This is a genomic window from Phenylobacterium sp. (assembly GCF_025934275.1).
Lineage (GTDB): Bacteria > Pseudomonadota > Alphaproteobacteria > Caulobacterales > Caulobacteraceae > Phenylobacterium.
Genome location: NZ_JAICYI010000004.1, coordinates 29453 through 50627 on the forward strand (window position 1 = coordinate 29453; position 21175 = coordinate 50627).

At 70.3% G+C, this 21175-nt stretch carries 27 protein-coding genes; 10 read left to right on the top strand and 17 right to left on the bottom strand.

The annotated features are described in order from the left end of the window. The first annotated feature begins 42 nt into the window (after nucleotides 1-42). On the top strand, nucleotides 43-1251 hold the full coding sequence (locus tag Q0W60_RS01930; protein WP_297692014.1) for a hypothetical protein: 1209 nt from the start codon (nucleotides 43-45) through the stop codon (nucleotides 1249-1251). Here the strand turns inward: Q0W60_RS01930 and Q0W60_RS01935 are convergent. Next, nucleotides 1212-2777 carry a M28 family peptidase gene (locus tag Q0W60_RS01935; protein ID WP_297692016.1) on the bottom strand — a complete coding sequence of 522 codons (1566 nt, stop codon included), beginning with the start codon at nucleotides 2775-2777 and terminating at the stop codon, nucleotides 1212-1214. The two genes, Q0W60_RS01930 and Q0W60_RS01935, sit on opposite strands and share 40 nt — an antisense overlap. Before the next feature lie 66 nt (nucleotides 2778-2843). On the opposite strand from Q0W60_RS01935, the gene Q0W60_RS01940 reads away from it, so the two are divergent. After that, on the top strand, nucleotides 2844-3605 hold the full coding sequence (locus Q0W60_RS01940) for a class I SAM-dependent methyltransferase (RefSeq protein ID WP_297692018.1): 762 nt from the start codon (nucleotides 2844-2846) through the stop codon (nucleotides 3603-3605). Nucleotides 3606-3615: 10 nt separating this feature from the next. Here Q0W60_RS01940 and Q0W60_RS01945 read toward each other — a convergent pair whose 3' ends face one another. The 5 genes from Q0W60_RS01945 to Q0W60_RS01965 all read right to left on the bottom strand — a co-directional run bounded on the left by Q0W60_RS01945 (nucleotide 3616) and on the right by Q0W60_RS01965 (nucleotide 7228). Next, nucleotides 3616-4866 carry an acetyl-CoA C-acetyltransferase gene (locus Q0W60_RS01945; protein WP_297692020.1) on the bottom strand — a complete coding sequence of 417 codons (1251 nt, stop codon included), beginning with the start codon at nucleotides 4864-4866 and terminating at the stop codon, nucleotides 3616-3618. Between the two features lie 90 nt (nucleotides 4867-4956). Then, entirely contained in the window at nucleotides 4957-5571 is a 615-nt protein-coding gene (locus Q0W60_RS01950; protein WP_297692022.1) for a CAP domain-containing protein, read from the bottom strand. A gap of 113 nt (nucleotides 5572-5684) precedes the next feature. Beyond that, nucleotides 5685-6089, bottom strand: a complete 405-nt coding sequence (locus tag Q0W60_RS01955; protein WP_297692024.1) for a c-type cytochrome — start codon at nucleotides 6087-6089, stop codon at nucleotides 5685-5687. A gap of 111 nt (nucleotides 6090-6200) precedes the next feature. Next, nucleotides 6201-6827, bottom strand: coding sequence for a CoA pyrophosphatase (locus Q0W60_RS01960; protein WP_297692025.1), 627 nt, complete (start codon nucleotides 6825-6827; stop codon nucleotides 6201-6203). A gap of 32 nt (nucleotides 6828-6859) precedes the next feature. Next, nucleotides 6860-7228 (bottom strand): PDZ domain-containing protein, encoded by a 369-nt coding sequence (locus tag Q0W60_RS01965; protein ID WP_297692028.1) that lies wholly within the window; start codon nucleotides 7226-7228, stop codon nucleotides 6860-6862. 133 nt (nucleotides 7229-7361) lie between these two features. On the opposite strand from Q0W60_RS01965, the gene Q0W60_RS01970 reads away from it, so the two are divergent. Then, complete coding sequence (locus Q0W60_RS01970; protein ID WP_297692030.1) at nucleotides 7362-8603, top strand: MFS transporter; 1242 nt, start codon at nucleotides 7362-7364, stop codon at nucleotides 8601-8603. A 24-nt stretch (nucleotides 8604-8627) separates the two neighbouring features. Here Q0W60_RS01970 and Q0W60_RS01975 read toward each other — a convergent pair whose 3' ends face one another. Next, the gene (locus Q0W60_RS01975; RefSeq protein WP_297692031.1) at nucleotides 8628-10163 is read right to left on the bottom strand and encodes an NAD(P)/FAD-dependent oxidoreductase; all 1536 of its coding nucleotides are present in this window, start codon (nucleotides 10161-10163) and stop codon (nucleotides 8628-8630) included. Nucleotides 10164-10348: 185 nt separating this feature from the next. On the opposite strand from Q0W60_RS01975, the gene Q0W60_RS01980 reads away from it, so the two are divergent. Then, the gene (locus Q0W60_RS01980) at nucleotides 10349-11323 is read left to right on the top strand and encodes an SDR family NAD(P)-dependent oxidoreductase (RefSeq protein WP_297692033.1); all 975 of its coding nucleotides are present in this window, start codon (nucleotides 10349-10351) and stop codon (nucleotides 11321-11323) included. 7 nt (nucleotides 11324-11330) lie between these two features. On the opposite strand, the gene Q0W60_RS01985 is transcribed toward Q0W60_RS01980, so the two are convergent. Next, entirely contained in the window at nucleotides 11331-11546 is a 216-nt protein-coding gene (locus Q0W60_RS01985) for a hypothetical protein (RefSeq protein WP_297692035.1), read from the bottom strand. A 202-nt stretch (nucleotides 11547-11748) separates the two neighbouring features. Next, nucleotides 11749-12807 (bottom strand): mechanosensitive ion channel family protein, encoded by a 1059-nt coding sequence (locus Q0W60_RS01990; protein WP_297692037.1) that lies wholly within the window; start codon nucleotides 12805-12807, stop codon nucleotides 11749-11751. Between the two features lie 115 nt (nucleotides 12808-12922). Between Q0W60_RS01990 and Q0W60_RS01995 the strand changes: the two genes are divergently transcribed. After that, nucleotides 12923-13309, top strand: coding sequence for a hypothetical protein (locus Q0W60_RS01995; RefSeq protein ID WP_297692039.1), 387 nt, complete (start codon nucleotides 12923-12925; stop codon nucleotides 13307-13309). 6 nt (nucleotides 13310-13315) lie between these two features. Here the strand turns inward: Q0W60_RS01995 and Q0W60_RS02000 are convergent, their stop codons facing one another. The 3 genes from Q0W60_RS02000 to Q0W60_RS02010 all read right to left on the bottom strand — a co-directional run bounded on the left by Q0W60_RS02000 (nucleotide 13316) and on the right by Q0W60_RS02010 (nucleotide 15104). Then, a complete protein-coding gene (locus tag Q0W60_RS02000) occupies nucleotides 13316-13618 on the bottom strand; it encodes a hypothetical protein (protein WP_297692041.1) in 303 nt (100 codons plus the stop codon). A gap of 153 nt (nucleotides 13619-13771) precedes the next feature. Continuing rightward, on the bottom strand, nucleotides 13772-14152 hold the full coding sequence (locus Q0W60_RS02005; RefSeq protein WP_297692043.1) for a hypothetical protein: 381 nt from the start codon (nucleotides 14150-14152) through the stop codon (nucleotides 13772-13774). 94 nt (nucleotides 14153-14246) lie between these two features. Next, nucleotides 14247-15104 (bottom strand): MBL fold metallo-hydrolase, encoded by an 858-nt coding sequence (locus Q0W60_RS02010; protein WP_297692045.1) that lies wholly within the window; start codon nucleotides 15102-15104, stop codon nucleotides 14247-14249. A gap of 245 nt (nucleotides 15105-15349) precedes the next feature. Between Q0W60_RS02010 and Q0W60_RS02015 the strand changes: the two genes are divergently transcribed. Both Q0W60_RS02015 and Q0W60_RS02020 read left to right on the top strand, forming a co-directional pair. Beyond that, the gene (locus Q0W60_RS02015; RefSeq protein ID WP_297692047.1) at nucleotides 15350-15937 is read left to right on the top strand and encodes a hypothetical protein; all 588 of its coding nucleotides are present in this window, start codon (nucleotides 15350-15352) and stop codon (nucleotides 15935-15937) included. A 156-nt stretch (nucleotides 15938-16093) separates the two neighbouring features. Then, nucleotides 16094-16402 carry a UrcA family protein gene (locus Q0W60_RS02020; RefSeq protein ID WP_297692049.1) on the top strand — a complete coding sequence of 103 codons (309 nt, stop codon included), beginning with the start codon at nucleotides 16094-16096 and terminating at the stop codon, nucleotides 16400-16402. 64 nt (nucleotides 16403-16466) lie between these two features. On the opposite strand, the gene Q0W60_RS02025 is transcribed toward Q0W60_RS02020, so the two are convergent. From Q0W60_RS02025 to Q0W60_RS02045, 5 genes are all read right to left on the bottom strand, one after another. After that, nucleotides 16467-17432 (bottom strand): magnesium and cobalt transport protein CorA, encoded by a 966-nt coding sequence (locus Q0W60_RS02025; RefSeq protein WP_297692051.1) that lies wholly within the window; start codon nucleotides 17430-17432, stop codon nucleotides 16467-16469. Further along, the gene (locus Q0W60_RS02030) at nucleotides 17429-18169 is read right to left on the bottom strand and encodes a TSUP family transporter (protein WP_297692053.1); all 741 of its coding nucleotides are present in this window, start codon (nucleotides 18167-18169) and stop codon (nucleotides 17429-17431) included. The genes Q0W60_RS02025 and Q0W60_RS02030 overlap by 4 nt, the downstream gene beginning before the upstream one ends. A 40-nt stretch (nucleotides 18170-18209) precedes the next feature. Continuing rightward, nucleotides 18210-18503: a hypothetical protein gene (locus Q0W60_RS02035; RefSeq protein WP_297692055.1), complete on the bottom strand. Its 294-nt coding sequence runs from the start codon at nucleotides 18501-18503 to the stop codon at nucleotides 18210-18212. Between the two features lie 67 nt (nucleotides 18504-18570). Continuing rightward, entirely contained in the window at nucleotides 18571-18696 is a 126-nt protein-coding gene (locus Q0W60_RS02040) for a hypothetical protein (protein ID WP_297692056.1), read from the bottom strand. Between the two features lie 150 nt (nucleotides 18697-18846). After that, nucleotides 18847-19917 carry a hypothetical protein gene (locus Q0W60_RS02045; RefSeq protein WP_297692058.1) on the bottom strand — a complete coding sequence of 357 codons (1071 nt, stop codon included), beginning with the start codon at nucleotides 19915-19917 and terminating at the stop codon, nucleotides 18847-18849. A gap of 141 nt (nucleotides 19918-20058) precedes the next feature. On the opposite strand from Q0W60_RS02045, the gene Q0W60_RS02050 reads away from it, so the two are divergent. The 3 genes from Q0W60_RS02050 to Q0W60_RS02060 all read left to right on the top strand — a co-directional run bounded on the left by Q0W60_RS02050 (nucleotide 20059) and on the right by Q0W60_RS02060 (nucleotide 21171). Then, nucleotides 20059-20301 (top strand): DUF3297 family protein, encoded by a 243-nt coding sequence (locus Q0W60_RS02050; RefSeq protein WP_297692060.1) that lies wholly within the window; start codon nucleotides 20059-20061, stop codon nucleotides 20299-20301. Nucleotides 20302-20429: 128 nt separating this feature from the next. Next, complete coding sequence (locus tag Q0W60_RS02055) at nucleotides 20430-20639, top strand: hypothetical protein (RefSeq protein ID WP_297692062.1); 210 nt, start codon at nucleotides 20430-20432, stop codon at nucleotides 20637-20639. 55 nt (nucleotides 20640-20694) lie between these two features. Then, nucleotides 20695-21171, top strand: coding sequence for a cupin domain-containing protein (locus tag Q0W60_RS02060; RefSeq protein ID WP_297692064.1), 477 nt, complete (start codon nucleotides 20695-20697; stop codon nucleotides 21169-21171). Nucleotides 21172-21175: the final 4 nt, after the last annotated feature.

Below are 21175 nucleotides of genomic sequence, written 5' to 3' on the forward strand. Positions count from 1 at the left end.
AGCCCTAGGCGCCGCCCGAACGGCGGTGCAGCCTCATCGCCGATGACCGCGCTCCCCGACAGGCTCGCCCACGCCCCTGACGACACCGTCGACGAGGTGGCAGGCGCGCCCTTCTCCCGTGCCGAAGCCGTGGCTGCGATCGGATTGGGCGTCATCGCGCTCCTGATGGGGGGCCTCATGGCGCTGCTGCTTGCCGCGCTCGAGCAGGAGCATCGCCTGTCGGCCGCCGGCATCGGCCAGACCGCCATGCTGGAGGCGTTGAGCACCGGCATCGTGGCCGGGCTCGCCGGGGTCCTGCTTCCGCCGCGTCGGCTCAAGCTGCTGGCGGCGCTCGCCGCGCTCGTCCTGGTGGCCGCCGATCTGGCCACCCTGCGCGCCAGCGGTCTCGGCGTGTCGGCGCTCCGCCTGGCCGCCGGCCTCCCCGAGGGGCTGCTCCTGTGGATCACCATCGGTTTCGTCGCCCGGACGAGGACGCCGGAGCGCTGGACGGCTGTGCTCTTCGCCGGGATGGGCCTGAGCCAGCTCGCCTTCGCCACGGGCCTCTCGGCCTTCCTCCTGCCTCGCTTCGGCGCCAATTCGGGCTACCTGGCGGTGGCCGCCGCCGCAGGGCTCGCCCTGCCGCTCGCACTGATCGCGCCGGGCGGCTTCGGGCCCATGCCGGGCTCCGGCGACAAGGTCGCCGGGCCGCCCCCGCCGATCGGGTGGGTGGTGCTGTTCGCGACCCTGATGCTCGCCGCCTCGCTGTCCGCCGTGGGGATCTACGGCGTGCCGCTGGCGGTGCAGGCGGGGCTCACCGTCGATCAATCGCGAGCCGCCGTCCCGGTGGCGCTCGGTTGCCAGATCGCGGGCGCCCTGCTGGCCACGGTGATCGCCGGCCACGTCCGCTACATCTGGATCTTCCTGGGAACCGGCGCGACCTTCTTCGCGCTCTGGGGCGCGCTCGCCGGCCACCCGCCATTCTGGCTGGTCATCGTGCTCTCCGGCGCCTCGGGCCTCGCCGGAACGCTTTCGGCGCCCTTCCTGATCGCCATGACAACCGAGGCCGATCCCTCACGGCGCACGGCGCTGCAGAGCGGCCCTGTGCAGCTGCTGGCCGGCGCCTTGGGCCCGTTCGCGGCCTCCTTGGCGGTGCGCGAGCACGACGCCCATGGCGTCCTGGCGCTCGGCGCCGCAATGCAGGCGTTCGGCCTCCTGATAGCGCTCTGGGTCCACTATCGAGGCGCTCCGGAGGTCGAGCCCAAGCGCGCGTAGGGGCTCGCGGGTTTCCAGGCCGGCCGCTCGGCGGCGTCCGCCACCCGCTCGACCAGCGTGTAGAAGAAGCGGTTGAAGTCGCCTGCGGCCTTGAAATCCATCGGCTGGCTCAGGTCGTCCTGCGGGCGGTGGTAGCGGACCTGGTACCATTCGCGATAGCGCCGCTCGTCCTGCGTCCCCGGCCTGAAGCCGAACACGAAGCCGATCGCCGGCACGCCGATCTTCATGAACGGGTAGTGGTCGGCGCGGGTGATCAGGCTCCGCTCCGGCTCCGGATCGGGCTGCGTGGCGATCCCCTGCTCGCCCGCCACCGCGCGGACGGTGTCGCCCAGGGCGGACTCCTTCATGGCGGTGACGGTGAGGAGCCTCAGCGGGAACAGCGGCCTGAGCTGGTCGAGGTTGATATCGGCGGCGAGGCTCGCCTTCGGCGCGGTTGGATGCCTGGTGAACCAGGTCGAACCCAGGAGGCCCTTCTCCTCGCCGTCGAAGGCGGCGAAGACCACGCTGCGCCTGTAGGGGCGGCCCGTCCGCTGCTCGGCCAGCCGGATCAGCGTCCCCACATAGGCCGCATCGTCCAGGGTCCCGTTGTAGAGCTTGTCGCCCTTGACCGGCGTCCCGTAGCCGTAGCCGTCGAGGTGCGCGGACAGCACCAGCGTCTCCGCCGCCAGCCGGGGGTCGCTCCCCGGCAGCTCGGCCAGCACGTTCACGCCGTCGTAATCGCGGGTGGTGGAGCGGAAGCTCGCCCGGAACCGGCCGGGCAGGGCGAACACCGGCAGGGGCGCCTTGCGGCCGCCGGCGGCCAGAACCTTCGCGCCATCGTGCCCGGAGCCGCGCGCCATCTCCGCGAAGGCGTTGGCGCTGAGCGTCATGGAGACGAAGCCGTGGGTCGGGGCGGGCGGCGCTTCGGCGAGCGTCACCGTCCGGGCGTAGGCCGCGGGCCAGCGGAACGGCTCGATCGTGAAGCCCGGATCGTCCACCTGGATCAGGCCCAAGGCGCCGGCCGCCTCGGCGTTCTTCAGCTGCTCGGCCGAGGTGGTCAGGCCGATCCGCCGCGTGTTGATGCACAGCGCGACCTTGCCCTTGGCCCGCGCGAGGTCCTCGGGCCGGCAGTAGCCCGCGAAGACCATGGCCGCCTCCAGCTTGGGCGGCAGGTCCTCGGCGGCGCGCACGCTGTAGTCGTGGAGGAACCGGAGCCTTACCGGATCGCGCGCGCGTGCAACCTCAGCGGCCGAGGCGACGACCTTCACCTCGTGCACGGGGAAGCGCTGGAGGTAGGTTCCATGATCGCCCGCGGGCTTCAGCCCGGCGGCCATGAATCGCGCGGCCACCCATTCGGCCGCGCGCTGGTGGCCGGGAGAGCCGATGTCGCGTCCTTCCATGGCGTCGGAGGAGAGGTGCTCGGCGATATGCCACCAGGCCTTCGTGTCCGGATTGGAGACCGCATCGGCGCGCGATTTCGCACCGGCAGGGAGGGCCGCGCACGCCCAGGCGGCGGCGATCAGGGCTGCGGCGCGTCTCCAATCCATGACGATACTCCCGGACTGACCTGACTTCCTGTATCAGGGCGGTCCGTCGAGCTTCCAGAACTGAACATGACCCGCACCGTCGAGACCCTCGCCCGCGCCCAGTTCGGGCCCCGCGCCCAGGCCTATGTGCAAAGCGCCGTGCATGCGAGCGGGCTCGACCTCGATCGGCTGGAGGCCGCGGCGCGGGCGGCGGGCGGCGGGCGCGCGCTCGATCTCGGCTGCGGCGGCGGCCACGTCGCCTATCGGCTGGCGGCCCATTTCGACGAGGTGGTCGCCTGCGATCTCGCGCCGGAGATGCTGGCGGCGGTCGCCGAGGCGGCGCGCGACAAGGGACTGGCCAACATCACCACCGCCCAGGCGCCCGCCGAAGACCTGCCGTTCCAGGCCGCCAGCTTCGACTTCCTGGCGACCCGCTTCTCCGCCCACCATTGGACCGACCTCGATCAGGGGCTGAAGGAGGCCCATCGGGTGGCGAAGCCCGGCGCGACGGCCGTCTTCATCGATGCGATCTCGCCCGGCCAGCCGCTGCTCGACACGCATTTGCAGGCCATCGAGATGCTGCGCGATCCGAGCCACGTCCGCGACTATTCGCTCACCGAATGGAGCGCCGCCGCGGAGCGGGCGGGCTTTTCCGTCTCACGCGTGCAGCGCCATCAGATCCGCATCGAGTTCGCGTCCTGGATCGAGCGCATGGCCACGCCGAAACTCAATGCGCACGCCGTCCGCGCCGTGCAGCAGGCGGCGTCCGAGGTCGTCAGCGCCCACTTCGCCGTCGAGCCGGACGGGTCGTTCCAGCTCGACGTGATGGTGCTTGAGGTCCGCGCCTAGGCCCGAGGCTCTAGACGCGCTCGACGATGATCGCCGGGGCCATGCCGCCGGCGGCGCACATGGTCACCAGCCCGCGCTTCAGGTCGCGCCGCTCGAGCTCGTCGACGATCGTGCCGATCAGCATCGAGCCCGTCGCGCCGATCGGGTGGCCGAGCGCCATCGCCCCGCCGTTGACGTTGACCTTCTCGCGGTCGAGTCCGAGGTCGCGGATGAACTTCTCGGCCACCACCGCGAACGCCTCGTTGATCTCCCACAGATCGATGTCGTCCGGAGTCAGCCCCGCCTTCTTCAGCACCTTGTTCGCGGCCGGGACGGGCGCGTTGAGCATCAGCGTCGGGCTGTCGCCGACGTTCGCCATCGCCACCACCCGCGCGCGGGCCTTCAGGCCGTTCTTCTTCGCGTACTCCGGCGAGGCGAGCAGCACGGCGGCGGCGCCGTCCACCACGCCCGAGGAGTTGCCGGCGTGGTGCACGTGCTGGATCTTCAGGTCCGGGTAGACCTGCCGGATCAACCCCGCGAAGGTCGTTCCCTTCGCGTCCAGCGGCGCATTCGCCATGGCCTCGAACGAGGGCTTCAGGGCCGCGAGGCCCTCGAGCGTGGTCTGCGGCCGCGGGAACTCCTCGCGGTCGAGGGCCAGGGAGCCGTCCTCCCGGTAGTGCGGCACGAGCGAGCGGTCGAAGCGGCCCTCGTCCAGCGCCTTCGCCGCGCGCTGCTGGCTGACGTAGGCGAGCTCGTCGAGCGCCTCGCGCGGGATGTTCTCCAGGGTGGCGATGGCGTCCGCGCAGACGCCCTGGTGCGACTGCGGGTGGCTGGCCCGCAGACGCTCGTTGCCCGCGTCCATCAGCGGCGGCCCGTCTTCCGGATTCCGCTGCGCCGCCAGGGTCGCGGTGTACGACATCATCTCGGTGCCGCCGGCGATCACCAGGTCTTCCATGCCGGCCATGATCTGCGCCGCGCCCAGGTTCACTGTGGTGATGCCCGAGCCGCAGAAGCGGTTCAGCGTCACGCCGGAGGCGCGCACGTCGTAGCCGGCGTCGAGCGCAGCCATCCGGCCGAGGTCGTTGCCCTGCTTGCCGTTCTGCGAGGCGGTGCCCCAGATGATGTCGTCGACCTCTGCCGTCTTCAGATTGTTCCGCTGGGCCATCGCCTTGAGGACTGTGGCGGCGAGATGCTGCGGGTGCTGGTCGGCGAGCGCGCCCTTGCCCACTTTGCCGATGCCCCGAGGCGTGCGGCAGGCGTCGATGATCAGGGCTTCGGGCATGGGCGGGCTCCAGCGAAAGGGTGTCTCTCGCCGGCGATCATGACGGGCGGACGTAACGTCAGTCGAATCCCGTCGCCGCGAGCCGAGCGCCTATCGCCGCACGACCGCGCCGGCGAAGTCGATGACGCACATCGCGCCCCACGCGCGGTGCGGGGCGCAGCTCACGCCGGCTTCCTGGTAGTGAGCTCCGAAGATGTTCTGCCGGTGTCCACGGCTGGGCACGCGGGAATCGACGATCAGCTGGCGCACCACCTCGCGCGGATCCTCGTAGCCGTAGGAGATGTCCTCGGCGGCCAGACCTGCCCAGACGCCATGCTCGTGCAGCCGCTCCGACAGGGTCTCGCCGTCCGGACTCATGTGGCCGACCTGGTCGGTGCGCCCCTGCGTCCTGGCGTGCGCGCGCGCTGCGGCGGCGAGCGCCTCGCTCGGCCTCAGCGGCGGCAGCGGCCGCTGCCGGGAGAGGAAGTCGATCGCCTCGGCCAGCGCGTCCACGTCCTCGTTGCCGATCTCGGAGTAGCCGACCTCCACGCCGCGCTCGGCGCTGCGGCGGAGCTCCCTGGCGTATTCCGCCGGATGCGTGCGGGCGAAGTTGAGCTCGGCGAGGACCGCGGCCTCGACGCCGAGCTGGGCCGCGGCCGGACCGGACGGCGCGAAGAGGAATAGCCCGCCGCATGCGGCGGCGGCGAGGGTGCGGACGTGGCGCATGACAGCCCCTGATCCCGAACGCGTCCCTCGGGATCGGGCTCTACCATGGCCATGGTTCAGCTTCTGCTAACGCCTGCGGCGTCTACCGCCATGGATCGGCGCGGCCTCGCGCGCTATCGCTTCAGCGACGCCAGATAGGCCGCGACGGCCGCCGCGTCCTGGGCGTTCATCCGATACTGCGGCATCGGCGGTTTCGGCTCCGAGCCGTTCGGTTTCCTTCCCGTTCGCAGCAGGGTCGCGAGCTGCGCTTTCGTATAGCCGTCGGGCAGCCCGGCGATCCGCGGCGCGTGGTCGGCCCAGACCGGCATCGGATGCACGGGTTCGAGGAACAGCGCCGTCCCGGCCAGCGCCTTGCCCGGGATCGGGCCCTTCGGGCCGTGCGGGGTGTGGCAGTCGCCGCAGCCGGCCACGCCGTTCACGATGTAGGCGCCTCGCGCCACCTGCGAGGCGGCGGAGTCGGCCGCCCCCGCTCCGGCCAGGCACAGGATCGCCGGCAGCGCCATCAGCGCCCTTCTCATGGTCTCCTCCACGTTCGTCGTCGCGGCCCGAGACTAGCCGGTCATATTAGATCGTAAAGCGATGCTGTTGCGCGAAAATCCCGACCTGGATCCTGGATTGTCGGCGCCGCCTCACCGCCAGGCGAACACCGGCTGCTCGAGCTCCGACACCCGGGTGATCCGCCCGGCCACCAGTTCGCGCAGCTGATAGATCAGGGCCGCGGTCGGCGCATGGATGTGGTGCTCGCCGAGCTTCAGCCGGATCACCGGCCGCTCGCTCTCCGGGATGGACTCGAACTCCACCGCCTCGTCCGGCGCCATGCGGTCCAGGCGGAAGCAGTGCACCGAGGCCACCTCAGCAGGGTTCGGCCTCAGCGCCGCCGCATCCTCCAGCCAGGCGACCACCGGGGTGATCAGGAAGCCCGAGCGGGTCTGGTAGTCGTCGAGCACGCCCAGCACGTGCTCGGCGGGCAGCCTCAAGCCCAGCTCCTCCTCCAGCTCTCGCAGCGCCGCCTGCTCCGGGCTCTCCCCCGGATCGCAGCGGCCGCCCGGCAGCGCCCACTGGCCCGCATGCGCCCGGAGCGCCGAAGCCCGCCGGGTGAGCAGGAAGGCCGCCTCGCCCGAGCCGTCGTCGGACTCGGTGAGCGTGATCGCCACCGCCGCGCGCGTCAGGTCCGGCCCCTCCTGGGCGATGCGGGGGAAGGCCGAGCAGCGCGCCAGGAGCTCGGCCCTGAGGCTCGGCGAGAACGGATAACTCATGCGGCGAGCCTATCGGGGCGCGCCCGCCACGCCTAGAAGGCGGTGACCTCAGCCGTCACCGAAACCGGCTGTCCGGCCCGCTCGAGATCCAGCCGCCGGGGCTCGCCGGGCCGGCCGTGGAGCGCCGCGAAGACCGCGCCCAGCGAGGCCTCGCGCATCGGCTTGCCATCCACTCGCACCAGCTTGTCGCCGACCTCTACGCCCGCGACCGTCGCGCGGCCGTCCTTCGAGGCGACGCCGGCCACGAAATAGTCCGGCCCGTCCCGCCGAAGCGTCAGCCCCACCGCATCCAGCGCCGTCCGGTCCGGCGGCCGCTGCCTTTGCCAGTAGAGCAGGCGGTTCGGGTAATCGATGGTCAGCCGATAGCTCTTCAGCACATTGCCGCCGATCCAGCCGATCACCGGCCCGGCGTTCTTCTTCGAGTACCAGTCGAAGGGCTCGAACGGGTATTCGAGGCGGCCCAGGCTTGGCCCTTGCGCAGGCCCCGGCGGCGCGGGCTAGTGTGCCGGCCGAAGTCCGGGGAGGGGATTTGGCATGGTGATCGTCGACGAGCTGCGCGCGCTGAACAGGCAGCAGGGCGCCGCCTTCATCGCGGCCCTCCTCGGCTGGACGCTCGACGCGTTCGACTTCTTCCTGCTCACTTTCGTGCTGAAGGACATCGCCACCGAGTTCCACAGCGACGTGAAGCAGGTGGCCGTCGCGATCACCCTCACGCTGGCCGCCCGACCGGTCGGCGCCTACGTCTTCGGCCGCCTCGCCGACACCTTCGGCCGCCGTCCGATCCTGATGATCGACGTGGCGGTCTACGCTGTGCTCGCCTTCGCCTCGGCCTTCTCGCCGAACCTCGTCACGCTCCTCGTCCTGCGCACCCTGTTCGGCTTCGCCATGGGCGGCGAATGGGGCATCGGCGCCTCGCTGGCGCTGGAGACCATCCCGCCGAAGAGCCGCGGCGTGGTCTCCGGCATCCTGCAGGAAGGCTATCCGATGGGCTTCTTCCTGGCGTCGCTCGCCAACCTCGCCCTGCCGTCGGTCGGCTGGCGGGGTCTTTTGATGATGAGCGCCCTGCCGGCCCTGCTCATCCTCTTCATCCGCTCGCAGGTCCCGGAGAGCCCGGCGTGGGAGGCGGCCCGCCAGACGCGCGTCGCCGGCCAGGGGGTGAGCTTCGCCAAGGCCATGAAGGGGCGCTGGGGCCTCCTGGCTTACGTCGTGGTGCTGATGACCGCCTTCAACTTCTTCAGCCACGGGACGCAGGACCTCTATCCCACCTTCCTGAGGGTGCAGCACAAGTTCCCGGCCGGCACGGTCACGGCGCTGACCATGGTGCTGAACCTGGGCGCCATCGCCGGCGGGCTCATCTTCGGGGCGCTGTCGGAAAGGATCGGCCGCCGGCGCGCCATCGTCATCGCCGCCCTGCTCGCGCTGCCGATCATCCCGCTCTGGGCCTTCTCGACGACGCCGCTGATGCTGGGGCTCGGCGCCTTCCTGATCCAGATCTCGGTGCAGGGTGCGTGGGGCGTGGTGCCCGCCCACCTGAACGAGCTGTCGCCGGAGGGCGCCAGAGGCGCCTTCCCGGGCTTCGCCTACCAGCTCGGCAACCTGCTCGCCGCCGGCAACGCGACCTGGCAGGCCGGCCTGGCGGAGTCTCGCGGCGACAACTACGGCTTTGCGCTCGCCGCCGTCTGCGGCGTCGTGGCCGTGGTGCTGGCGCTGGTCACCTGGTTCGGTCCGGAAGCCAAGGGCCGCGCCTTCGGGACCGCCGTGGGCGATGCGCCGTAGGATGCGGCGCCTGCCCGGACGGAACTACGCCGCCTCGGTCTCGCGCGCCGTCACCTTGCCGCCGTAGCTGAACTCGGGCCCGTCGAGATCGATCTTGGGAAGCGTGTCCCTCTCGGCCCAGTAGTCCTGGGTGTGCTGCCACTCGGGCTTCGCCAGCCGCTTGGGCATCTTGTCGATCTCGCGCATCAGGTAGCCCGGGTTGAAGTTGTCCGGGTCGATCCAGGAGAGCGGCTCCAGGCCCTCGTCCGCGGGCCGGAGCTTTGGCGTCACGCTGGTCACGCCCTTCCGCTTCATGTGGTTCAGCAGCCGGCAGACGAAGTCGCCCATGATGTCCACGCGCAGCGTCCAGCTCGCCCGGAAATAGCCGAACACCCAGACCAGGTTCGGAACGCCCGTGAACATCATCCCGCGATAGGTGATGGTCTTGCCGAAGTCGACCGGCTCGCCGTCGACCGAAAACGCGATGTCCCCCAGGACGCAGAGGTTGAAGCCCGTGGCGGTGATGATGATGTCCGCCTCCAGCGCCTCGCCGGACTTGGTGAGGATTCCCGTCTCGGTGAAGCGCTCGATCTCGTCGGTGACGACGCTCGCCTTGCCCGCCTTCACCTTCTGGAAGATATCGCCCTCCGGCACGAAGGCGATCCGCTGCCGCCACGGCCGGTACCGGGGCGTGAAGTGCTTCTCGGTGAGCTCGGGGCCGATGAAGGCCGAAACGCCGGCCAGCAGTTCCTTCTTGGCCGCCTCGGGCTGCTCGAACGCCATGCGCGTGAAGAGCTGGCCCATCTTCAGCCGCTGACGCCTGACGATCTCGTGGATCCACCGCTCGTCGATCTCCAGTTCGCGGAGCTGGTCGGCGAGGTCGTCCACGTTGCGGCCCGGCACGAAATAGGTGGGCGAGCGCTGCAGCATGGTGATGTGCGCCACGTCGTCGGCCATGGCCGGGATCAGGGTCGCGGCGGTCGCGCCGGAGCCGATGACCACGACCTTCTTGCCCTTGTAGTCGAGGTCCTCGGGCCAGGTCTGCGGATGGACGATGCGGCCCTTGAAGTCCGCCATGCCGGGCCACTCGGGGGTATGGCCCTGCTCGTGGCGGTAATAGCCCTGGCACATCCAGAGGAAGTTGGCCGTGATGAGCTTCCGCTCGCCGGTGTCGGTGCGCTCGGCTTCCACCGTCCAGGCCTGGTCGGCCGACGACCAGTTCGCGTGCAGGATCTTGTGCCGGTAGCGGATGTGGCGCGCGAGATCGTGATCCTCGATCACCTCGCCCATGTACTTGAGGATCTTGTCGGCCGTGGCGATCGGCTCGGCCGTCCAGGGCTTGAAACGGTAGCCGAAGGTGTAGAGGTCGCTGTCGGAGCGGATGCCGGGATACTTGTGCGTCCACCAGGTGCCGCCGAAGTGGTCCTGGGCGTCCAGGATCACGAAGCTCTTGTCCGGGCACTGCTCTTGGAGGTGCACCGCCGAGCCCACGCCGGAGATGCCGGCGCCGACGATCAGCACGTCGAAATGCTCGACCTCGGCCCCGGTGGCCGCGTGCGCGATCGCGCCGGTGTCGTCCATCGCATCCCCCTCTGAGATCGTTGTTCGATGAGACGCTCGTTCACGGCGCGCCTCGTTGATCGAAATCAAAGGTAACTTATCGCTGATAATAATCCAGCCCGCGAGCGGGTTTCCCTCGCGGCGCCCTTGCGTCGCGCGCCGATCGGCCCTTGGATTTTTCGCGTGAGCTTTGGGGAGCGGCGTCGATGAAATCGTTCGAGGGCAAGTTCGCCGTGGTGACGGGCGGCGGCGCCGGCATGGGGCGCGAGCTCGCCCGTCAGCTCGCCGCGGAAGGCTGCAATGTCGCCACGTGCGACGTCAGCCAGAAGAACATCGCCGAGACGGCGGCGTTGATCGAGAAGGACCGCCCCCCGCAAGGCACGCGCGTCACCACCCACGTGGCCGATGTCTCCGACGAGGCCCAGCTCGTCCGCTTCCGCAAGGAGGCGGAGGAGCGTCACCAGACCGACAAGCTGAACCTGCTCTTCAACAACGCCGGCATCGGCGGCGGCGGCTCCTTCGTCAACGATTCCCGCGAGGAGTGGGAGCGCACCTTCAACGTCTGCTGGGGCGGGGTCTATCTCGGCTGCCGCACCTTCCTGCCGATGATGCTCGGGGCCGACGAGGGCCACATCGTCAACACCGCCTCGGTCAACGGCTTCTGGGCCTCGCTCGGCCCGCATGTCAGCCACACCGCCTATGCCGCCGCGAAGTTCGCGGTGAAGGGCTTCACCGAGGCGCTGATCACCGATCTGCGGCTCAACGCGCCGCACATCAAGTGCTCGGTGGTGATGCCGGGCCACATCGGCACCTCGATCGTCGCCAACTCCCGCAAGGTGATCTCCGGGCGCGACGAGGATCAGCTCTCGGCCGAGGACATCGCCAGGGCCCGCGCCCGCATCGCGCGCAACATGGGCGAGGCCGCAAGCCAGCTCACCGACGAGCAGATCGCCGCCCTCGCCGCCGAGCAGGCGCGGCGGTTCCTGGAGGACGTGCCGACCACCGCTGCGCAAGCCGCCACGATCATCCTGGACGGGGTCCGCGCCGAGCGCTGGCGGATCCTGGTGGGCGACGACGCCCACGCAATGGACCGGCTGGTCCGCGAAGATCCCGAGCATGCCTATGAGCTGGAGTTCTTCAGCCGGCTCATCGAAGCCACCGGCTGGCGGCTCGGCGGCTGAGCCCACGCTACTGGTGTTTGCCGCTGGTCTCGTAGAAATGCGGCCGGCGGGTGAAGTGGTAGGCGCAGCTCTCCAGGCCGTCGATGGCGATGGCGATGGCGTGGTAGTCGCGTCCGAACGGTTTGCACAGCCGCTGCAGGTCGCGGAGCCTCGCCACGTAAGGCCGGAACGCCTCGAACGCGGTCTCCGGGTCGGCCACGCCGACATAGGTCATCCGAACCATGGGGTGCTCCATCGCCGATGGGCGAACAAAAGCAGAACTTTGCGGCTCTGCGCAACGCATTCCAGGTTGCGCCGCGGGAAGTGTCGCGGCCCGGGCGTAGGTTGCCCGTCGCGGCTCAGTTGCCGGCCGGCTGAGTGCGCTGCGGGCGTTCGAGAACGTTCGCCCACCGGCGGGGCTTTGACATACGGGTTCCGGAGAGGCCCTACGAGCCTTCCGAGGACGAGCCGGAGGCGCGCGCGTCGCGGTCCGCCCGCGGGCCGGACTTGGCCTTTGCGGCCGGCGCCCGCCGCAGGCTTTGCCGCGCCTTGCGCTGGCGCTCACGATCGGGCGGCGTCCAGGGTCGGCTCTCCACGGCGACCTGGTGCGGATAGGCGAAGGTGAGGCCGGCCGCCTCGAACCGGGCCTTGGCCGCCTTGATGAGGTCGAACCGCGTGTCGATGTAGCCGTCCGGCGAGGTCCAGGCGCGCAGCGTCACCGTGACCGTGGAGTCGTTCAGCGCGGTCAGCTTCGCCCACGGCGCGGGGTCGGCGACGATCCGCGCATCGGCGCGGGCGACATCGACCAGCAGCTCAAGCGCCAGGTCCACGTCATCGTCATAGTCGATCCCGAAGTCCATCACGATCCGGCGGCTCTCCGGCATGGAGTAGTTCACGATCCGGTCGCCGAGCGCTTTCGCATTGGGGATGAAGACCACCGAGTTGTCGAGGTCGTGCAGGCGCGTGATGAACAGGTCCAGCCCACGCACGCGCCCGACGGTGCCGGCGATCTCCACGCGGTCGCCCACGCGGTACGGCCGCAGCAGCAGGATCATGACGCCCGCTGCGACGTTGCTCAGGCCGCCCTGCAGCGCCAGGCCGATGGCCAGCGAGGCGGCCCCCAGCACCGCCAGGATGGAGGTGGTCTGCACCCCGATCTGCTGCAGCACCGCGACGCCGCCGATGATCACCACCGCGTATCGCACCAGCGAGGCCACGAAGCCTTGCAGCACCGCGTCCGCATGTGCGTGGCCGTGCAGCCGGCCCACGGCCTCGCGGGCCAGCCGCGAAGCCCAGTTGGCCGCCCACAAGGTGACGACCAGGATGCCCGCGGCGATGGCCAGGGTGACGACGAGATGGGCGAGACCGCTCAGCAGTGGCCACCAGGCCTGCGGCCCTCCGGTCAGCACATGGCCGACCTCGTCGCCGATCGGCGGCGACGGCGCGGCGGGCGCCGGCGCCGACGGCGCAGGGGCGATCGCCGCAAGGGGATTTGCCGCGTCCATCGCGCTTCAGAACGCAAATCTCGGCCACTCGGTCGTGGCGGAGGTTCCGCAAGCTCGTCCTGTGACGTAGATTCGGCCGGTCCACGCTCCGGATGGACGCCATGGGATCGTCGGCGTGCCGATCCGCCAGATCGCGTTCAGGATGCGGCCCCGGCTGGTGCTGGCGGCGACATTCGCCCTGGCCGCCGCGGGACCGGTTTTCGCCGCGGCGACCCCCGATTGGCGGACGCTCGCCGCCTGCGCCGCCGCCTATCGCGCTAACGCCAAGGTGGCCGATCCCGACCGGCCGGCTTCGATGACCGCCCAGGTCTCGGAAGTCGCCGACGACTACGAGAAGGCGGCCGCGGAGGCCTACCGGCGCGCCGCCGGCGTCCGACCGGCCGAGGCTCGCGGCAAGGCGGCGGCCTATGCGGCGCGGCGTGCGATCACGTTCGCCAGGCAGCCGCGGCGTCGGGTTGAGGCCTTCATCGACGCCTGCCCGCAGGTCGCCTCGTCGCCCTGATTGGGCTCAACTGGGCCGGAACGGCTCAGCCTCCCAGCCGTCCAGCCGCGCCAGGGCCTCGCGGATCTCAGCCAGCGGCACCGGCTCGGGCGTGCCGAGCAGCCAGCGAAGCGTCGGTTCGTCCTGCACCGCCGAGGCGTCGGACGCCCATGACGAGAGCACCGCCCGCTTCTCGTCGCGATCCAGCAAGGGGTCCTTCAGCACGTCCCGCGGACGATTGAAGCCCACGGCGGGACGCAGCCATCGCTCGAGCGCCGCTCCGAGGCCGCCGCCTTCCAGGAGCTGCTCTTCCGAAGTCGCCAGACGCATTCCTCGTACCTCCTGATCCAATCATCCTTTCCGTTCGTCCGCCCCGCGGAGATGTCGTGGCGGAATGGCGAAGATTTGTGGAATTGATGAGCGATTTCAAGAGGGGGAGGGGCGAAGCGGCGGCCCGCCTTCGGAAGCGGGTCGCCGGCCGGCTCAGTAGCCGTAGTAGGAGGAGTAGCCGCCGTAGGGCTGGTAACCGTAGCCGTAGCTATAGGCGGGTTGGCTGTTGTGGTCGGCGAGCGCCGCGCCGAGCATCAGCCCGACCACGCCGCCCAGGATGGCCGCCCCGGCCCTATCGCCGCGGTCGCGGTCATAGTCGCGGTCGCCATAGTCGCGGTCGCCATAGTTGCGGTAGGCGACGCGATTGCGGTCCCACCCGCGATAGGCCTGCCGATAGCGGTCGCCGTCGTGATTGCGGGCGGCGTAGCCGCGCGATTCGCCGTAGCCGTTGTAGTCGCGCGCCGAGGCGGCGCTGGCGGCGAAGGTGGTGAGGGTCATGGCCGCCGCGGCCGCCCCGAGGATGAGCTTCTTCATGAGGGATCTCCTTGTCTTGAAGGAGACCATGCCGGACGGCGTCTGAACGGCGTCTGGGACGCGCGTTATCCGCCATTCAGAAAGCGACGGTTGCTTATACTGCGAAGCGCCAGACCTGGCCGTCCGCCACGATCCGCCCCGCCGTGGGCGCCGAGAAGTGGGTGCCGATCACCAGCGTCTGCGCGCCGGCGAGCGCGCCGTACATCCGCTTGCGCGTGGCGGTGGAGGCGACCGCGTCGTAGTCGGCGCTCGACGCCCATTCCGGATGCGCGAGCTGGCAGGGATGGTGGGTGAAGTCGCCGGTGATCAGCGCCTCCTGGCCTTTCGACCGCAGCCGGATCGAGACGTGACCGGGGGTGTGGCCGAGCGTCGGCTCAAGGCTCACCTCGTCGCAGACCCGGTGGTCGGTCTCGACCAGGTCGACCAGCCCCGCCTCGAACACCGGCGCGACGCTGTCGTGGAACGGCGAGCGGGAATGGTCCTCGCGGGCGTCCTCCTCGGCCTTCCAGTAGTCGAACTCGGCGCGGCCGATCAGGTAGCGGGCGTTGGGGAAGGTGGGCAGCCAGCGGCCCTCCGCCAGCCTGGTGTTCCAGCCCACGTGGTCGACGTGCAGATGGGTGCAGAGCACGACGTCGAAGCTCTCCGGCGGGAAGCCCGCGGCCTGCAGGTCGCTGAGGAAGCTGGTCTGCAGGTTCGACCAGGTGGGGATGTCGCGCTGCTTGTCGTTGCCGATGCAGGTGTCGACGATGATCCGCTTCGAGGGCGTCTCCACCACCAGCGCCTGGACGCTCATCTTCAGCCGGCCGGTCTCGTCGGCGAAGTGGGGCGCGAGCCAGCCGATTTCGCGGATCACCTCGGGCGTCGCCTGCGGCAGGATGAAGCGTGAGCCGCCCGTCGCCTCGAGCTCGAGGATGCGGGTCACGGTCACGTCGCCGATGGTCCACTTCAGCATGGGGCGTCCTCCCGCGCGGCACTTTGGGGCGGGTGGCGGAGGACTGGCAAGCATCCTAGGTTCGAAGCCGCTGCGGCGGCGTGGAAAGCAGACACGCACCGAAGCCCGGTCGGCGCAGCCGCGCCTCTTGAAGCCGCGGGATGGATGGCCCCGCGCTCGCCGGCCGGGATAAGGACGGCCTAACGATCGTGAGCCGGATTAGCGCCCGGCCCGCAGCGCCATCTTGCTGGGAAGGGGAGGGCGGCTTGGCGGCGTGGCGGATCGGCGAAACCCTGCCCTGGTCGGTCGCCTGGACCGGCGAGCAGGCCTTCCGCCTGCAGCCCTCGCAGGATTTCCCGGGACTGCTGGAGCTCGATCAGCGTCAGGCGCCCGGCGCGGGCGAGCCGATCTTCGCCGCGGTCCACGTGACCCGCCAGCGTCGCGGCATGGTCGACCTGCTCTGCCACGTCTGCGGCAAGCCGACCCGGCCGGACGACCGCTGGGTGTTTCCGGTGGCGAGCGGGGGGTTCGTGACCCTCCACGACGGCGCGATCGGCTGGGGCTGCAACGTGCCGCCGCTGCATCGCGCCTGCGCCGAGCTCGCCCACGCCCAATGCCCGCACCTGTCGCGGCTGGACGATGCGCCGCTGCGCTGCGACGCCGCCGACGCCGGCCGGCTGATCCATCGCACGGACGTGGTTCCCGGCATGGAGGCGATCGCCGCCGGCCTGCCGAAGGACCAGTCGGTGGTCTTCTCCTGCTACCGGCTGTACGGCGCGGCGTTCACGGCCGCCGTGCAGGCCGCGCGGGCGGACTGGGAGCGGCGCGCCCGGGCCCGGCGCGGCGGCCGCTGAGCCGGATTACAGGTCGGTCATGTATTACATAGCGTGTATATTGTGAATTCGAGGTCATTACTGCGACTTAACAGGACTTTCCAATAGTCGCTGAGTACACCGTTCCCATCGGCGGCTGGCCCGCCACAGCCATTCGAGACTTAAGAGGGAACGACAATGAACAATCTGATCGCCAAGTTCGCCGACGCCATCACCCCGGGCCTGGTCGCCTTCCCGGTGGCCATCATGCTGACCACTGCGGCGCACGCCGCGCCGGTCAACGTCCGCCTCCCCGACCTGAACGTCGCCACGCACACCGGCCAGGTCGCGCTGCAGGCCCGGGCCGGCGGCGCGGCGCAGAGCTTCTGCGGCGACGAGAAGAACCTCGGCATCCAGGCCGCCTGCAAGGCGGGTGTGCGCCAGGAGGCGCAGGAGAAGCTCGCGACGGCTGCGCCCGCCACCGTTCGCGTGATCGCCGTCCGCTGATAAGCCTCTCCCCAGGGGCGGACGCGCGAAGGGCCCGCGGCCGCGCCGCGGGCCCGCTCCGCGCCTACAGCCAGCCCGAGCGCTTGAACTGCCAGTAGAGGAACAGGCAGGCGGCGAGGATGCCGGCCAGCACGGCGGGATAGCCGTAGATCCAGTGCAGCTCCGGCATGTGCTGGAAGTTCATGCCATAGATGCCGGCCACGGCCGTGGGCACAGCCAGGATCGCCGCCCAGGCCGCCAGCTTGCGGGTGATCACCCCCTGCCGCTGTTGCTCCAGGAGGTTCGAGACCTCGAACACCGAGGAGAGCACCTCCCTGAGCCCCTCCACACGGCTGGCCACCCGGCGGACGTGGTCCGCCACGTCGCGGAAGTAGGGCCGGACCTCGGCGTCGAGCCCTGGGATGGCGAGGTGCTCGAGCCGGCTCGCCATCTCCTCCATCGGCCCCAGGATCCGGCGGAAGCGGATCAGCTCGCGGCGCAGCAGGAAGATGCGGCGGATGTCGGCGCGGGCGAGGAAGGCCTCCAGCGCCCGGCCTTCCATGGCCAGCACCTCCTCCTCGATCTCCTCGACGATCGGCAGGTAGCCGTCGACGATGAAGTCCAGGATCCCGTGCAGCACGTAGTCCGGACCGTGGCGCAGCAGCGCCGGCGCCGCCTCCAGGTGCGCCCGCAGCTCCGAGTGCGCGCGCGGCGAGCCGTGGCGGACGGTGACCACATAGCTTTCGCCCATGAAGATGTGGGTCTCGCCGTAGGTGATGCTGTCGGCTTCGATCTGGGCGGTGCGGGCGACCACGAACAGCTCGCGGCCGTAGACCTCCACCTTCGGCATCTGGTGGGCCGAAAGGGCGTCCTCCACCGCCAGCGGATGCAGCCGGAAGCGACGGGCGAGCAGGCGCAGCTCCGTCTCGTCCGGGTCGACGAGCCCGATCCAGACGAACTCGCCGCGGGCGAGCTTGAGGCCGGCCTCGGTGAGCGAGGCGTCGCGAACCCGCCGCCCGTTGCGGTAGACATAGGCGGCGACGACGCTCATCGGCCCTGCCTCAGGAACAGGCCGACGGTGAGCGTCGCGCCCAGCAGCACCACGAACCCGCGGATGATTCGCTCGTCCACGCGCTTCAACAGCATCGCCCCCGCGTAGCCGCCGGCGATCGCGCCGACGCTCACCACCGCCACCCTGAGCCAGGGGATGTGCGGCGTGAAGACGAAGATCGCCACCGCCGCGGCGTTCATGATCGAGGCCAGCACGTTCTTGGTGGCTCCCGCCGCGCGGACGGCGAGCCCGGCGGCAGTCAACGCCGCCAGCATCAGGAAGCCGATCCCGCCGCCGAAATAGCCGCCATAGACGGAGATCGCGAACTGCATGACCCCGGCCGCGCGCGGGCCAACCCGCGGCCCCGCCTCGGCCGGCCGTTTGACGAAGCTGCCATAGGCGAAGAGGGCGGTCGCGAACAGCACCAGCCAGGGGACCAGCCGTGCGAAGAAGCTCGACGGCGTCAGCAGCAGCAGCACAGCCCCCAGCGCCCCGCCGGCCAGGCTGATCGCCACCAGCGCCCGGAAGCCCAGGCCGCCCGCCCCGCTCACCAGGCCGCGGCCGACCCAGCCGGTCGTCACCTGCCCGGGGAACAGGGCGAGCGTCGAGGCGATGTTGGCCGCGCGGGCGTCGAGGCCCGAGAGGATCAGGGCCGGAAGGGTGACGAACGAGCCGCCGCCCGCGAGCGCATTCTGGCAGCCCGCCCAGGCCGCCACGGCGAACAGCAGCACGAACATGGCCGTGGCCTAGCGCGCGCCGGCATCGCTGGCCAGCGGCTCAGGTTTCCGGCTTGGGCTCGCGCCGCCAGACCAGCGTCTCATCGGCGACGCCGGCGGCCTCGCGGAACGAGCGGTGCTCCTCCAGCGGCGGACGCGTCGGCTCCAGCGAGGTCATGCGGTCGTTGAGGCGGGCGAAGGCGCGCTCGGCGTGCACCAGCCAGGCTTCGGCTTCGTCCATCAGCCGCGCCCGCTCGGCTGGGTCGTCGCAGCGCCCGGCCCGGGTGAAGGCCTCCTCCGCCTGCGCGAGGCAATGCTTGATGTCGACGAACCGATCCGGACTCTCCGAGCTCATAGCTCGGAGGAAAACCCGCAAGCCCGCCTCGGGTTCACGCCGACAGAGCAATCGCGCGGGCGATCGTCTATCGGCTTCGCTGGGCGAACGAAAACAGCGTCCAGGCGCTCAGGGCCGCCAGGCACGCCGCGATGAACGGGTGGATGAGGACGAAATCCCAGGCCCCGCCCACCAGGTTCGGAAGTCTCGCCATCGCCGGCCTCCACGTTCGGGAGCCGCCCCTCATCGCAGAATTATCGCCACCTAATGTTCACCCTCTGCGAACGAAGGCGGTTAAGCCGCGCTTACCTTGAATCGCCGTTCACCATCCTGGGCGCGCCAGGAAGCGGCGTTCCGCGCGGCCCTACTGGCTGCCTTCGGCGGCGGGCGCGCCGGAGGCGTCGCGCGGCCCGGCGCCGGGATCGCGGCCCTGCTTCTCCATCTCCCGCGCCCCGGCCAGAATCCCCGGCATGGCGTAGTTGCCCTCGTGGCAGGCGTACTCGTAGATCGGACCGCGCGAGGCGTTCAGCGCCACCTCGCCGCTGAACGGCCGGGTGTAGACGGAGGGGTCCTCGACGGTGAAGCGGTAGAGAATCTGCCGAGGCGAAATGCGCGTGAACCGCTCGGTGACCTTGGTCTCGCCGCCGGCGCCGCGAAAGCCCTGCTCCGGCCGCATGTTGGTGGTCTCCACGACCAGGGTGTCACCCTCCCAGTGACCGATCGAGTCGCCCATCCATTCCTTCATGTTCGCCGGCAGGTGCTGGGCGTTCAGCCGGATGTGGCGCACGTCATGGACCATCTCCACGACGATCGAGACCTCGTCCTTGGTCTGATAGATCTGATAGTTGTTGTTGTAGAGCAGCGGCAGCATCGGCGGGCCCGCGGCCGAGCCGAACGAGAGGATGCACCGCTCCCCGAGCGAACGGGATTCCGGGCCGTCGAAAGCGCCGCGCTGGAAGCGCGCGGCGAGCCGCTTCTTGCCTTCCTCCGTCAGCGGCGGCAGCCGCCCGTTCGGCGGATCGACGATGATCGAGGTGCGCTTCTCGCCGGCGATGGTCATCACCTCGGTGCCGGGATCGGTCCAGGCGAAGTTGTAGCCGCAGTCGCTGCCCTTGAACCCGCGCCCGCATTCATAAGGCAGGTCGGTGGTCTTCAGCTTCGGGTCGGTGGGGGCGTTCGCCTGGGCGACGAACTTGGCGTTCGACTGCTCGATGGCGGCGGCTTCCTGCGGCGTCATGGCGAGGCGGGCGCCGTACTTCGGATCACGCTCCAGGGTGGTGAGCGTGGCGTTGGTCCAGACGCCCTCCAGGTCCGGCTGGCCGAAGGCGTTGCGCGGCGCGTGATAGGCCGGCGCCTTGGGGCTCTGGGCCAAGGCCGGCGCGGCGGCGGCGAGCACGCCGATCAGGGCCGCGATCGAAATGGCGGTGAACTTCATCGGACGCCTCCCCGGGGCCGGCGGCGCAGATGCTGCAAGGCGCCGCCCTAACCGACGATACCGCCGCCTCGCGCGGCGTGACAACGTTCGCTTGGTTGCGCGCTTGAAACGGCGGCGCGGCCGGTCTAGGGGCGCTCTCGCATGAGCGACGCCCCACCCGACCGCCTCTCGGTCGATCCCGCCAGCCCTTACTATGACGCCGAGGTCCTGGCCCGCGGCGTGGGCGTGCGCTTCAAGGGCCAGGAGAAGACCAACGTGGACGAGTACTGCGTCTCCGAAGGCTGGATCCGCGTGGTCGCCGGAAACGCCAAGGACCGCAGCGGCCATCCGTTGACGCTCAAGCTCGCAGGCGCTGTCGAGCCGTACTTCCGCGACCAGGCCTGAACGGCGGCTGCGCGCTTGCGCCGCAGCGGGTGCGACGCGCCGACATGGCGGCGGCGCGGAAGTCCGATGCCACAATTTTGCTGCATCGGACGAACCTCGAATTGTCCGCGGGCCGGGGACTTCAGAACATGAACGAGCTGACCGTCGTGGCCCGGAGCGGCCGATGGATGCTGGTGGACCAGGATGACGCCGAACTGGGCGCCTATGGCTCGAAGGCCGAGGCCCTGGAGGCCGCCGGCGACTACGCCCGGGTCGACCAGGAGCCGCGGCACGTGCTGATCCAGGACGACGTGGGCGATTGGGACGAAGCCTTCGTCGAACCGCCGCCGCTGAACTGAACCGTCCCGCCTGACGACCTCTCCCGCCACCGCGGTGGAGGCGGTAAGGTGGCTCATGAGCGAGCAAGCCCCGACGCCGCCCGACGGCTGGAAGCACACCGGCGTAAAGGTGATCCCGGGCGACCAGCTCGACGACAACACGCCGCAGACGCCCGGCATGCATCGCGCCGCCGCGATCGACTATGCGCGGGCCGGCGCCAAGAAGCTCTGGGCGGGGACCGTCCATGTCCATGCCGGCGCCAAGACCGGCGCGCACCACCACGGCGCCCTGGAGAGCGTGATCTACGTGGTGAGCGGCAAGGCCCGCATGCGCTGGGGCGAGCGGCTGGAGTTCGTGGCGGAGGCCGGGCCCGGCGACTTCATCTACGTCCCGCCCTACGTGCCGCACCAGGAGATCAACGCCTCCAGCGAGGAGACGCTCTCCTGCGTCCTGGTGCGCTCCGACAGCGAAGCGGTGGTGGTCAATCTCGCCATCGAGCCGGTCGAGAAGCCCGAGGGCGTCGCCTGGGTGGACCCGATCCACCGGGGATGAACGG